Below are 13,728 nucleotides of genomic sequence, written 5' to 3'. Positions count from 1 at the left end.
TTATAAGTATTACCCTGTGAATATACACAGCTCAAAAAATCAGCAATATGGCTAAAATCATTGTCACAGGAGCAGCAGGATTTATTGGTTCTCATCTTGCAGAAGCCTTGCTGCAACAAGGCGAACAAGTAATTGGCATTGATGAATTTAACGATTACTACGATCCGACATTCAAACGCAAGAATATTGGACACCTACAAGTGTTTCCTAACTTTTCACTAGTTGAAGGAGATATTCAGTTTTTAGATTGGCAGACGCTACTCCAAGATGTGGAAGTAATTTACCATCAAGCAGCACAAGCAGGGGTAAGAGCAAGTTGGGGAAAAGGTTTCCGCGCCTACACGGAACGCAATATTAATGCCACGCAAGTTTTGTTAGAAGCAGCCAAAGATGCGAAAAACCTCAAAAGACTAGTGTTTGCTTCTACCTCTAGTATTTATGGTGATGCAGAAACCTTACCTACCAACGAGGGTATTGCGCCTCGTCCTGTCTCTCCTTATGGTATTACTAAGCTAGCAGCCGAGCGTTTATGTGGGCTGTATCACAAAAACTTTGGCGTACCTTTTGTATCTCTGCGGTATTTTACCGTTTATGGGCCGAGACAACGCCCTGACATGGCATTTCATAAGTTTTTCAAAGCAGTTTTACAAGATGAAGCGATTCCCGTTTATGGGGATGGTCAACAAACGCGAGATTTTACCTTTGTCAGTGATGCTGTAGCCGCCAATTTAGCCGCCGCCACTATCCCGGAAGCTATTGGGGAAATATTTAATATCGGTGGTGGTAGCAGAGTCGTGTTAGCAGAAGTTCTCGATACGATGGCAGAGATAGTTGGCAAACCCATCAAAAGAAACCATATAGAAAAGGCAATGGGAGATGCGCGTCACACCGCTGCTGACGTATCTAAAGCACGAGAAATTCTCAAATATCACCCTCAAGTGTCTCTGAGGGAAGGTTTGACTCAAGAATGGCAATGGATTAAGGCATTGTATAGCTAATTAATAATTGTGATGTTTGACACGCTCTCCTGAATTCAATTCCAGAGAGTATGTCAAACAGCACAAGCGACCAGCGATTCACCACCAATCCCGGTCTTTCTCAAAAATATGCAGTTTTTAGGGACATTTTGCTATTAGCTCAATCTTTTACCTGCGACTGATGGCCAGAGAATATTTTGGCAGGTCAGATTCTTCGTTGAAATAGTAGTAACTATGGCTTTCATTTTTGGGAATAACTGCGTTCACAACTTGTCCTAGGACGTTCTGACCAGATTTTTCTAAAATATCACAAGCCATAGCGGCGTTCACAGAATCAACTACCCCAGGACGAACGACAAATAAAACGCCATCAGCCATTTGTCCTAATGTCGCTGCATCAGCTGCAACGTTTAATGCGGGAGCATCAATAATCACAAAATCGTAGTTAACAGCAAAATTCTGCATTAAAGAAGCCATGCGTTTTGAATCCAGCAGAGATGCGGGCGAGGGAGGTACAACTCCAGCAGTCAAGACATCTAAATTATCCATGTTATCCATAACTTTGTTGGTGGCTGTCTTGATTTCCGACTCTCCAACAATCACATTGCTGAGACCTTGGCTATTAGTTACATCCCAAATAAGATGCTGAACTGGACGGTGCAAATCTCCATCTACGAGTAAAACTTTACGCTCCAGCTGCGCCATTGCTAAAGCTAAATTAGCTGCTACTGTTGACTTACCTTCTCCTGGTACAGAACTGGTGACAACAATCACCTTTAATTCTTTATCAGCGCTCATGAACTTCAAATTTGCCCGCAGCATTCGATAAGCTTCGCTAATGGGCGATCGCGTAGCATTTCTCAAAAACAGTCTAGAAGTATATGGCTCTAGTTCATTATTGCTAGTAAGAGCTGTTGTTGGTTCGTTAGAGAAAGGAATTACCCCTAACAAAGTTAGTCCCAATAATTGTTTGGCTTCATCAACAGTCTTGATTGATTTATCTCTGGCTTCTAAAATATACATAGTTGCCAAAGCAGCTAAGGTAGCTAGTAAGCCAGCAGTTATATACGATAGCAACGGCGAAGAAATCGGCTTGTCAGGAACTTGAGCTTCAGATACCAAGCTAGCGTTACCGACATTCTGATTTTCTGCTATTTGACTTTCTTGAAGTTTTTGTAGCATCAGTAAATAGGTAGATTGGGATGCTTGCACTTTGCGCTCTAGCTGGCGCTGTTGCTGTTCCAATCTCGGAAGGGCTTGGAGGCGTTGTTTATAATCTGCTTGTAATTGGGACAAGGCTGCAACTTGACTGGCTAAACCCAGACGGGTTGATTGTAATCTCACAAGGTCTGCGGTAAGTTGTTGTTGCAACGCTCCTGCCTGCAAATTACCATCTGCTACTTGTGGTTGACTTGTACCTACAACCTGTTTAATTCGCTGTTGTAGTATCTTCTTTAAGGCATCTAACTTATCTTGTAAACTAACGATTTGTGGATGGCTATCTTGCAAAACAGTTCGCCTAGCTGCCAGTTGAGATTCGAGCTGTTGAATCTCTTTGAGAATATCTTGTACCCCAGGAGATTGGCTAATCGAGGTCATAGCTACTGCTCCTTGAGAATTCATACTCAATTGCCGTCGCAGATCTTCAGACTGGGCGTTGATACTAGCAATTTGAGATTCCGAGTCACCAATTTGTTTTTGTAAGTCTGTAATAATTTCTAGTGCTTTAGTTGCTTCTTCTTGCAAGGAAACTACTTTGTTTCGATCTTTAAACTTTGCAAGTTCAGCTTCAGCTTTTCTCACAACTGATTCAGCATGAGGTAATTCTTTTTGCAGAAACTGGCGAGCAGATGCTGCTTCTTTGCGCCGCGAAGATACGTTGTGTTCTAAATATATATTCATCACTGTATTCACAACTTTTGCAGTTGTTTCAGGCTCGCGGTCTCTGTAAGAAACTGTGATAATGTCGGCTCCATTGACATCTTTGACAAACAGTTTTGACAAAAATTCATTAATTTTTAAAATCTCTCCTTTCTCGTTTCTCAATCCCAGTTCATCTATAGTTCTTTGGATTAGGGGAACGGAACGGATGATTTCTGCCTCTGTATTTAAGGGATTAGTTTTATTATCTTGAGCGACTGCTTCTAACTTGCCTATTTCTGTTCCTACTCCTGTTAGCGAGGAGATAGTATTTGTCCTTTGAAATAAGAGTTTTCCCTGTGCCTCGTAATCAGGTTTTTTTAAAGAGAGAGCCATGACAGTCAGCAGAAAAACTGGGATAAAAACTCCTAAACTAGGGAACCAACGGCGCTTCAGTATGTGCCAATAGTTATTAAAACTAAATAAAGGTGCTTGAGTTTCCATAATCAATTTTTATGTTTTTTTTATTGTATAGAACTCTTCAATTCATTTTGAATTATGAACTGTTGTTAAGGACGATTAAACAACAGTATCGCAATCGTCAAATCTAGCCTCTCAAATGAGTTGTTCTATAGGATGGTGCATTTTGGCGATCGCATTAATTACTCGCTCTAAATCTTCGTCTGTGAGATTCGAGCCTGAAGGCAAGCAAAGACCCTGTGTAAATAATTCTTCTGCTACACTACCACCAATAGCTTCACAGTTAGCAAATACGGGCTGGAGGTGCAAAGGTTTCCAGACAGGACGGGCTTCAATTTGTTGTGCGGCAAGTGCTAGGCGTACTTGTTCTCGATCTGCACCAAAAACCTGGGGATTGATGGTCAGGCAAGTCAGCCAACGGGTAGCACGTCCAAAACTGGCTTCTGGCATGAATTCGATTCCTGGCAACTTTCCTAAAGCTTGTTGGTAAATCTCAAAGTTGCGGCGTCTAGCGGCGACGCGATCGCTTAAAACTTGCAATTGACCCCGACCAATCCCTGCCAAAACATTGCTGAGGCGATAGTTAAAGCCTATTTCTGAATGTTGGTAATGAGGTGCCGGATCGCGGGCTTGAGTGGCGAGAAATCGGGCTTTTTTAACTAAATCTGGGTCATCTGAAACTAACATCCCACCGCCAGATGTAGTGATAATTTTATTGCCGTTGAAGGAATAAATACCAATTTTGCCAAAGGTTCCAGGATGTCGGCCTTTGTAGGTAGCACCTAAGGCTTCTGCTGCATCTTCAATTAAAGGAATTTCATAGCGATCGCAAGCTTTGAGGATCGGATCGATGTCTGCACTTTGCCCGTATAAATGTACTAGCACAACTGCTTTGGGTAATTTGCCAATGCGGGCGCGGTGTTCTAGGGCTGCTTGCAACAAATCGGGATTCATGTTCCAAGAAGTGCGATCGCTATCAATAAATACTGGTTTGGCTCCCTGATAAACTATCGGATTAGCAGTAGCCGCAAAGGTCAGCGTCGAACAAAAAACTTCATCTCCCGATTCCACCCCAATTAATCGCAAAGCTAAATGAATAGCTGCTGTCCCCGAACTGACAGCCGCCGCATAACCCGCACCAGTAACTTGACAAAATTCCTGTTCAAAAGCATCGACATGGGGGCCAACAGGGGCTATCCAGTTAGTTGCAAAGGCTTCTTGGACGAATTCGAGTTCGCGATCGCCCATGTGAGGGGTTGAAAGCAGAATTTGTTTATTCATTTGCATCACCTAATTAATCCGCTTGCTGCTAAGTAAGTTGCATTTGCCGTTGAGGCATTTTCCTGTATTTAAATCAAACTCGTAATGATGACCTAAACAGCGCAAAATTCCTCCAGGTAATACTTCTCCTACCTCCTGCAAGTCAAAACCTGCATGGGGACAATGGCGCTGTACTAAGTAATTATCTCCTTCGCAGTGAATTGTAATCTGCTCTTGGGAATCCATTGCATTTTCGTATTCTTCCACAGCTTGCAAGGATTGGGGACAAGCAAATTTCAGGAGTCCTAAAAGATGGTCATTATAGATATCTGGATTTCGCCATACCTCAAATCGTAAAGATAGAAAAAAGTCTTCCCAAGGTAAGGAACCATCCAATAATGAAGGTAGCCATCTTGATGCGAAACGATATCCATAGCTACATTCACCCATCTCGTCATCCACTCCTTCTTTCCCAGAGCGAAAATCGACTGCCCATTTTCCTCCACCCGGGCCTGTAATCTCAAAGCCAATTCGCATCCCAATTTTACTGTTGAAGTAGGGACTCATTGCTAATAAGTTCTGAAAATAGTCTCGGAATGGCGGGTAAAGAGACTCGGTAGGTTGGGGATAACGAGCTTTCAAGGCGGCAATGTTGGCAGTTCTACGCGCAGCATAGTCTTTGAGGTAAGAAGCACGCTGACTAAAGCAAAAATCACTCCAGATCGGATCGGCTTGTTTTTGCTTGCTAGCGATATCAAAAGCATCACCTGGTAGCAAACTCACAGTATTGTGAATTTCTCTCTCTTTGAGCCAATTTATTACCTGCTCTAGATCGGGAAAAATGCCCTCTTCCATCTCAGCATTTACCCAAGTCAGTTCTGCATCTAGAAAACAAGGAGGCCCGGCAAAAGGAATAATATTGACTGGTTCAACAGCTGCGATCGCTCGTTTGAGATAGTTGAACTTAGCTATGCGCTTGCGCTGGGAAAGTTCTTTTTTGCGGCTTTCTGGGTACTCATAGCAGATAGGATACCAAGAAGCTCCTGCACCTTGCAGTGCTAACACATCAATTACTCCACCCACTTTAGTACGGATGTTGCGTAGTTGAGCTACTGACAAGCGCGCATCATTGAGATTGATGAGTGTCTGTCCCTCACCCACAATTACCACAGCTGAATCGTGGTTCATCGGTGACTCTTCTGAGACAAAGAACACGCTAATTTCTTCAGTTATTTGTATTGATTGCCACTGCGGTACTTCTATAATGTTCTTTAGTCCAGCTGCGGCAATTTTCTGTTTTAATACTGGCGAGGGATAACGGGGAATAATCGTCGGTGTCTCTGGTGGTAGTTGGGCGAGAAACCAAGGATCGACGTGGTCTAAATGCTCGTGAGAAAGAGCGATCGCAGTTGGTTGCAGCGCTAGAGATGCCATCAAATGTTGGTTATCAGGATATTGAAACCACGAACTTAAAAACGCTCCCTCTGGAGAAAGCCACGGATCGACCAGTAATTTAGCACTTTTGAGTTCTAGCTGGAGACCTGCGTGACCTAAAGAAGTAATCTTCATATTGTTAACTTCTTGGTATTTGGTTGCTTTGAGAGCTTAACTGGCAAATCTAATCAAGTATTTTTTAATCCTCATTCTCAATCGCTCAGGCCAACTAATTGCCAGCCTCATGCAGCGCTGTGGTATGAAAACTCACAGCAGGTACACAAATTCTTGCTTCCAACTATTACAACAGGGCTAAGACGAGCGTTCCCCTTAGTGTCAAAGGCTACTTTGACGCATTCTAGTTTGCGATCGCCCATGTAAAGAGTTGAAAGCAGAATTTGTTGAGTCACGATTTTAATTAAATTCAGAAATCACTTATGGGAACACATCGTCAGGCTCCTCAATTTGAGCCTATTGACCTACTACGAAACTTCTCTAATTACTCTGGCAGGCACCCCTGCTACGATGGTTTTTGGCGGCACGTCTTTTCTCGCTATTGCCCCTGCACCCACCGTAGCCCAAGCTCCAACCCGAACACCAGGAAACACAACGCTACCCAGCGCCAGAAATGCACCCTCTTCTGCGGATGCACCACCTGCCAAATGGGACACAGCTATATGTACGTAATCTCCTACATAGCAGTCATGATCGACGCTGGCCTTAGTATTCAGAATCACATGGGAACCAATTTGTGCATAGGGCTGAACTATTGCACCTGCACAAACAACTGTACCTACACCTAATGAAACTTCGGGATGAACCCAAGCGAAGGGATGAACCACAGTAATCCACTCAAGATTGAGCTTTTCTGCCAGACGCTTCCGGACTTCGTTAGAGCCTATACCCAGGATTGCATGAGAACAACTTTGAGACGTCAGCTCGCTAATTGGCCCAACAACGGGGATGTCAAAAATATGACTGCCCCATGTTTGTGGGTCATCGTCATAAAAACCTACCACTTTGTATCCCGCAGCAATCGCCGTACTTGCTACAACTTTGGCATGGCCTCCAGCTCCGATTATCCCGATTCTTTGGTTACTCATGTGCCCCTGTCTTTTCGTAGAAAAACACCATCAACCTAATTGTTTTTATCATATTTTCCCGATTGAAAACTTATTAATTACCCTCCTTTAATCGTTATCGTTGATGGTATATGTATATGATTTGTTACTTCCCAAGGTTGAATTTTTGGCGCTAGAGAGCGTCACTTTTATAGTCTCATTATTTTCTGCTTTATTGTCATTGATTATTGCAATCGGAAAGTACTTGTATATTTCTCCTGGCATGAATGTCAGCGTGCCAGTTACCATCTTGTAGTCTACATCAACGCTAGCCGTGCCACCTGTCACTGAGTAGTTAATTGTTACAGGTTCTGCTGATGGATTACTCAGTTTTACCAATGGATAATCTACATTAATAAATTCACTACCGCTTGCCGAACTCAAGTGGAATTCTGCGCTGGGGATTTGGTTGGTAATTTTATAAGCAGCAGCAGAAACAAAGCTTTCACGGGCATTTAAGCTAAATGCCTTTGCTTTGACGGTGACATTACTAGTTAACTTAATAGGGCTAGTGTAGATCGGAGAATTTTTATTGGGTTCGCTATTATCTAGAGTGTACCTAATAGTTGCACCAGGAGTTGTTGTACTGAGCGTCACAGCAACTGAACCATTAACAGTGCTGGGTCTAACTGGATTAATGGCAGGTTTTGCTACTCGCGCCCCAGGTGTAAAGAGTACATATTTTGCTTCTTTATCTTTGATACTGATGCGCGTTACGAGATTCCCATCGCGATCGAAGTATTGTTTACCAGATGGTAGATTGATAGTCTGAGTTTTTCCTGTCAGATTGAAATAGGCAATTCCACCTTCACAAGCTCTCGAATAGAGGCGATAACCATCACCTTTACCCGGTTCTTTTTCATCTTTTGCTTCAGCAGTAGGCGCACCCAGCGTGTTTTTAATTTCGGCATACTGTTTTGGGTCAATTTCCTCGCTATCGTTCTTATAAGGGCTGAAAAAGCGATTCTCTCCTGCAAAAATTAAGTAGGCGAGGTACATACTGCTAATAGTTTTTTCTGGCTTGTCTAGACGCGGTTGATAAATCTGCACTTTATTGGCTGCAAAATTCTTCATTCGCTGATAAGAACGATAATATTTCAACCTGACATAATCGCCATCTGAGCCATATATCTCGCCGAGGAAATTTTCTAATATTACTCCGTCAGTATTGGCAAAAACTTCATTGTACTGGCTTTCATCGGATACACTACCTTCATTACAAATTGTCTTAATATCCGGTGCTAGTTCCTTTAAACGTTTAAAGAAATACTTTCCTGCCTGCAAAAATTCCCGATCGTTTTGAGGAAATGGCTCATCCCATTTGATGTTATTTACAAACCTGCCTTGAGCGTCGAACACGCCATAAAGTTCGTACTTAAAAGCACAATTGTCCAATCCTAACCACAGATTTTGATAGGTTTGTTTTTGCAGTTTCTGACGTACATATTTATTAATAAAAAAATTAATGTAACGTTCGTCAGTAAAGTTTACTGCCTGCGCTTTTTCTTTTGATAACCACTCAAAAATTACAGGTCGCTTTTGACCGTTATAGGTAGCAGTAATCCAGAGGGGAGGGCGACCACGAGCTAACTCATCAGTTTCGTATTTCTTTAACTCGTTGTAGGGAAAATAGGCATATCTGTTGACATCATCAGCATGAAAGTGTTGAAACCGTCCGTGAATTCCGGCTATAGCTTCGCGATTCATGGCTGCGAAAGTATTATAATGAGCGAGGCCTATATAAGCCCCTACTTTTGACCAGTCGCCATCATAGGGAGATACATAGTAAAATCCTCTTTCATTATCTATGACTGTTCTTTTTGCTAAAGCTGACACATTTTTTTGTGATACACCGCTTTGACATACAACTACAGTCATGAGTGCGAGAATTGCTAAAAATATTTTGGATAGTTTCATGTACATACCTCAATCTCTTTGGCAATTCCGGGTATGGTGGGAGATCGGAACAAGCTAATCAAGGGTAAGTTGACATTAAACGCGGAGCGAATTTCCGACATTAATGTGACTGCAACTAAGGAATTTCCCCCCAGATCGAAGAAGTTGTCTTTGATTCCCACTTGCGAGACTTGCAGCACTTTCTGCCAGATTTCAGTCAGGGTTTGCTCAATTTCGGTTTGAGGCATTGTGGTTCTGACAGGCTCGCTATCCTGTAGCACCGCGATCGGAGCAGGTAATGCCTTGCGGTCAACTTTATTGTTTGGTGTCAGAGGAAATGCTTCCAGCACGACGAAATTAGAGGGCACCATGTACTCTGGCAATTGGGAGAGTAGATATTCTCGCAGAGTGGCATGGGCGGGTTGATTTCCCGGTTGTGGCAATATATAGGCGACAAGGCGCTTGTCCCCAGGCACATCTTCACGAACCACAATTACGGCTTCTCGCACTGCCTCATGTCGGCTTAAAATCGTCTCAATTTCTCCCAGTTCAATCCGGTAGCCCCGGACTTTTACCTGAAAGTCTATGCGTCCTAAAAACTCTAGATTGCCATCCATGCGGTAACGCACCAAGTCTCCGGTACGGTAAAGGCGATCCTCTGGATTGTTGTTGAAGGGATTGGGAATAAACCTTTCTTGGGTTAACTCTGGCCTGTTGAGATAGCCGCGAGTCACTCCTTTACCACCGATGAGTAGTTCGCCCGCCATGCCTACTGGCACGGGTTGCCGATGCTTATCTAGAATGTACAACTCAGTGTTGGCGATCGCTCTGCCAATGGGCACCACTCCATTCACCTCTGTCAGCGTATGAGTTGTAGACCAGATGGTGGTTTCTGTGGGGCCGTACATATTGTGAATCTGCCCCGGAATAATTTGTTTGAGTTGCTCGGCTAAGGCTTCGGTAAAGGCTTCACCGCCAACCATCATCGTCTTTATCTGTCTTATAGCTTCGCGAGCCGTGCTATCGGCAATCAGCATACTAGCCATTGATGGCGTGCATTGCAGATGGGTGGCTTGATGCTGCTTGATGAGGTCAGCTATAGAGTAATCTTGTGTCTGCTCTGGATTTCCTGCCTGGCCATTGGCTTGTGCTTTCACCTGATTCAGCAGTGGCAATTGGGCTAATACTTTTTCTGTCTCGACACCATAATCAATAAGGCAGGAAATTTCATCGACATCAATACCTTTGATGCGATCGACCATCTGCAAACAGGTTTCTATTGTGCCAAACAAACCGCTAGTTTCAAAGTAACGCTCAAAGGAGAAGTCCAACACTTCATCCTTATCTCGGTCAGATAGATGAGATACCGAGAATTGACCGTTGTCGTTAGTAGTTTTCTGCTTAAACGTCGGGAATGACCAAGCGGCTTTTTTAATCAAATCGAGAGAACTAGCCAGGTAATGCCGCATCGGCTGACGGACAATTTCTTTGACTGCATCATCATTTTCCCCGACGAAAGTGTGCAGCATCAGGGTGACAGTGCCTTTACCGGGATGACCATTTTCTGCCCAGGCTTGACGATAAATGGCAATTTTCGCTGCTAACTCTTCCAGGCTTTGCCCTAGCAGATGGGTCAAGATATGATAGCCTTTGGCTCCTGCCATCTGGAATGTTTCCGGATTGCTTGCTGCTGTAATCCAGATTGGGAGTTCGGGCTGAATCGGACGCGGAAGTGTCTGCACTGCCACCATTTCTCCCTTACCGTTGGGATAGTTGACAGTTTCCCCGCGCCAGAGTGCCCGTACCTCCTCAATTTGCTGGAACATGATGTCTTTACGGTTCTCAAAGGTTTCGGGACGCAGCACAAAGTCATTGGGTTGCCAGCCAGCGGCGAAGGAGATGCCTACTCGACCGCGGGAGAAGTTATCGACTACAGACCAATCTTCGGCAATACGCACTGGGCTATGTAATGGAGACACACAACTACCAGCGCGTATTTGAATCTGGTTGGTAACTGTGGCGATCGCGGCACTGGTGAGGGCGGGGTTGGGGAATAAGCCACCAAAGGCGTGGAAGTGGCGTTCGGGAGTCCAGATAGCAGTAAACCCGTTGCGATCGGCAAATTTGCTACCTTCAAATAATAGCCGATACTTGGCAGCGGCATCTTCGCCTTGTTCGTGGCTGGAGAAGTAAAACAGACTAAAATCGATGGTTTTCGATTCATGTTGTAGCTTTAACTTCTGGGAAGTAGAACGGGCGCGTTCTGCCTTGGGATTATAGATGACGACCTTAAAGCCCCGCGCCAGAGTCCAGAATAGTTCCAATACGGAAATATCGAAGGATAAACTGGTGACTGCCAACCAGACTCCTAGTGGATCGCGATCAATTACATCATCCATACCAGTAAAGAAGTTGACTACATTGCGATGCTCTACCATCACGCCCTTGGGCTTACCTGTGGAACCGGAAGTGTAGATGATGTAGCTTAAATTCTCCGGTTTAACTCCACTATGGGGATTGCTGGTAGGTTGTTGGGCAATTTCGCTCCACATCGTATCTATGGGAACAATGCGAACATCGCGTTCCACCTGCAAATTGGAAATCAACTTCTGCTGCGTCACGATAACTGGCGTTTGAGAATCTTGCAACATGAAAGCCAGCCGATCGTGGGGAAAGTCGGGGTCAAGGGGCAGATATGCGCCACCGGCTTTGTGGATTCCCTGTAACGCAATTATCATTTCCAGCGATCGCTCCACGTGCAAACCTACCAAAACATCGGGGCCAACTCCACAAAGCCGCAGATAGTGGGCTAGTTGATTGGCTTTTTCATTTAATTCTCGGTAGGTGAGCTGTTGCGCGCCAAAAACAACAGCGATCGCATCCGGAGTTTTGGCTGCTTGCTGCTCAAATAGCTCGTGGATGCACAGATAGCTGGGAAAGGGTTGTGCTGTCTGGTTCCACTCCACCAAAATTTGCTGCTGTTCGGCTGCGGAAAGTAGTGGTAGTTGCGCCAGAGGTTGTTGGGGATGCTCAATGCACGCAGCGATTAAACTCTGAAGTTGTTGGGCGATCGCCTGACTGTAAAAGTCATTAATTGCGCCTGTATGTACCACTTCTGGTAAGCTACCATCTTCGTAAGCCACCAAGGCAATAGTTGCATTGAGATGCTGCCAATCGAGTCGATCGGGGCTGGGAACTAGAGCGATCGCTACCGGGAGAAAATGATTTTGAGAATTTGCTTGCAGTTCTGGATAACGTCTTAACAAGCTATTTCTAAAACTACCCAGCCGCGATGTCCGATCTAGATCCACTGTCAGCCGTTCTTGGAATCGATCGAACGACTCTTCAGGCTGCACTTGAATGCGGATCGGCACCCGTTGGGCAAATATCTCTGGTGCAATGCTGCGCTGTGCGTTGGTTTGCAGCCCTAAGTCAAATTCTGCCTCGGTTGTCAGCCGCGCACAGTAGGCGGCAAACATTGTTAACAGGGATTTCGGCTCTAGCTGTGGAGTTGGTAGCGAGATGGAATAACGGTGCAGGGGACTATCTCCTGTTTGGCTAGATAGTTCCACTGGTAAATAAGGATGCTGAAACGGCGCTAATGTCTTTAACCGTTCTGCCCATGTCGTTTCATAACGACAGATAGCAGCATTACGCTGGCTAATTGCATCTTTGGTAGCGGCATCAATTACAGGTAAAACATTACCGACTACCACACCATAATCTTCACTCAAGTTGTCTACAGAGAGTTCTTTGCCATTTAAAGTAGCGAACTTACTCAATTGCACCGCGCCATCCACGGTAGCAACGTGCAACCCATCGGCATCTAGATTCAGCACCTGTCCGGGAATGCCTTGGGAAGTTTTGGTTAAACGGGCAGATCCTACAGCAACTACTCCTCCTGGCAACCAAAGTTTAGCCACACCTAGTTGGTTGGCAACTGGCCCAAACTCTAGCGCTCTGACCAGGTTACAAATATCTTTACTACTGTCATCAAATGATATTATCCCCGCTGAGGGTGGGCGATCGCTGAGGCCAAAATAACTCCGTTGAGATAGATCCTGGGGATAAGGCTGCACTTTATCTGTTGCTAATTCCGTTACCAGTTCGTCAAAAGATTTGACTGCGGCATCGAAGCAGCGAGTATTCAGCATAAATACGGTATCATCTGCCAAAATTGGCACTTCTTGCTGTTTTAATATCCGTCCGGCATCAATTTCACAGGTAACTTCGTGCCAGGTGACAGCATGATTGGTTTCACCATTCAGCAAAGCCCAAGAAGTCGCATACAAGCCAGCATACTTTGGCAATGGTGAGTCGTGGTAGTTAATGGTTGCTTTGCGTGCCTGGGCAATTACATCAGCGGGAATAATCCACTTGACATTATTAATGCTGAAAAGATAATCGTACTGGTTGCTCAAAAGTTGTGCGTTAAAATCGGTTCGAGAAGCAGCGTGGTTGATGCCATGTTCTTGCGCCCACTTTTGCAAGGAATTATCCATTGAATAAATTCCCAGCACTTGCCAACCTTTCTGTAACAGAATTTCCAAGCAACTTAATGGCAGAACACCATCACCGACTACGAAACAAGACAAACTCGATATAGGTAGTTCTTTTTGCAGATTCATCATTAATTTATCCTCGTAAATCTAAAATTCTTTTAGGTAAACATTGAATATTTAGGATTAAGTTAAAAATCG

The 13,728-nt window shown here is 44.4% G+C and carries 7 protein-coding genes; 1 reads left to right on the top strand and 6 read right to left on the bottom strand.

Annotated features, from left to right (window positions below; genetic code table 11):
* Positions 1 to 47 precede the first annotated feature (47 nt).
* Positions 48 to 998, top strand: a complete 951-nt coding sequence (locus AACU33_RS01225; RefSeq protein WP_096586674.1) for an NAD-dependent epimerase/dehydratase family protein — start codon at positions 48 to 50, stop codon at positions 996 to 998.
* Positions 999 to 1,145: 147 nt separating this feature from the next.
* On the opposite strand, the gene AACU33_RS01220 is transcribed toward AACU33_RS01225, so the two are convergent.
* The 6 genes from AACU33_RS01220 to AACU33_RS01195 all read right to left on the bottom strand — a co-directional run bounded on the left by AACU33_RS01220 (position 1,146) and on the right by AACU33_RS01195 (position 13,659).
* A complete protein-coding gene (locus AACU33_RS01220) occupies positions 1,146 to 3,341 on the bottom strand; it encodes a GumC family protein (protein WP_096586673.1) in 2,196 nt (731 codons plus the stop codon).
* A 111-nt stretch (positions 3,342 to 3,452) separates the two neighbouring features.
* Positions 3,453 to 4,598 carry a DegT/DnrJ/EryC1/StrS family aminotransferase gene (locus AACU33_RS01215; RefSeq protein ID WP_096595079.1) on the bottom strand — a complete coding sequence of 382 codons (1,146 nt, stop codon included), beginning with the start codon at positions 4,596 to 4,598 and terminating at the stop codon, positions 3,453 to 3,455.
* Between the two features lie 9 nt (positions 4,599 to 4,607).
* Positions 4,608 to 6,146, bottom strand: a complete 1,539-nt coding sequence (locus AACU33_RS01210) for a Rieske 2Fe-2S domain-containing protein (protein WP_096586672.1) — start codon at positions 6,144 to 6,146, stop codon at positions 4,608 to 4,610.
* Between the two features lie 347 nt (positions 6,147 to 6,493).
* Positions 6,494 to 7,114, bottom strand: a complete 621-nt coding sequence (locus AACU33_RS01205) for an acetyltransferase (RefSeq protein ID WP_096586671.1) — start codon at positions 7,112 to 7,114, stop codon at positions 6,494 to 6,496.
* Between the two features lie 87 nt (positions 7,115 to 7,201).
* Positions 7,202 to 9,049, bottom strand: coding sequence for a chitobiase/beta-hexosaminidase C-terminal domain-containing protein (locus AACU33_RS01200; protein ID WP_339375686.1), 1,848 nt, complete (start codon positions 9,047 to 9,049; stop codon positions 7,202 to 7,204).
* Positions 9,046 to 13,659 (bottom strand): MupA/Atu3671 family FMN-dependent luciferase-like monooxygenase, encoded by a 4,614-nt coding sequence (locus AACU33_RS01195; RefSeq protein ID WP_096586669.1) that lies wholly within the window; start codon positions 13,657 to 13,659, stop codon positions 9,046 to 9,048. The genes AACU33_RS01200 and AACU33_RS01195 overlap by 4 nt, the downstream gene beginning before the upstream one ends.
* Positions 13,660 to 13,728: the final 69 nt, after the last annotated feature.

It is taken from the genome of Calothrix sp. NIES-2098 (assembly GCF_963875125.1).
Taxonomy (GTDB): Bacteria; Cyanobacteriota; Cyanobacteriia; order Cyanobacteriales; family Nostocaceae; genus Aulosira.
This window is presented reverse-complemented; position numbering and strand designations above follow the sequence as displayed.

Bases quoted from the DNA above. Each gene is read 5' to 3' on its own strand.
- AACU33_RS01225 (WP_096586674.1), top strand. From the start codon at position 48: ATGGCTAAAATCATTGTCACAGGAGCAGCAGGATTTATTGGTTCTCAT.
- AACU33_RS01220 (WP_096586673.1), bottom strand. From the start codon at position 3,341: ATGGAAACTCAAGCACCTTTATTTAGTTTTAATAACTATTGGCACATA.
- AACU33_RS01215 (WP_096595079.1), bottom strand. From the start codon at position 4,598: ATGAATAAACAAATTCTGCTTTCAACCCCTCACATGGGCGATCGCGAA.
- AACU33_RS01210 (WP_096586672.1), bottom strand. From the start codon at position 6,146: ATGAAGATTACTTCTTTAGGTCACGCAGGTCTCCAGCTAGAACTCAAA.
- AACU33_RS01205 (WP_096586671.1), bottom strand. From the start codon at position 7,114: ATGAGTAACCAAAGAATCGGGATAATCGGAGCTGGAGGCCATGCCAAA.
- AACU33_RS01200 (WP_339375686.1), bottom strand. From the start codon at position 9,049: ATGAAACTATCCAAAATATTTTTAGCAATTCTCGCACTCATGACTGTA.
- AACU33_RS01195 (WP_096586669.1), bottom strand. From the start codon at position 13,659: ATGATGAATCTGCAAAAAGAACTACCTATATCGAGTTTGTCTTGTTTC.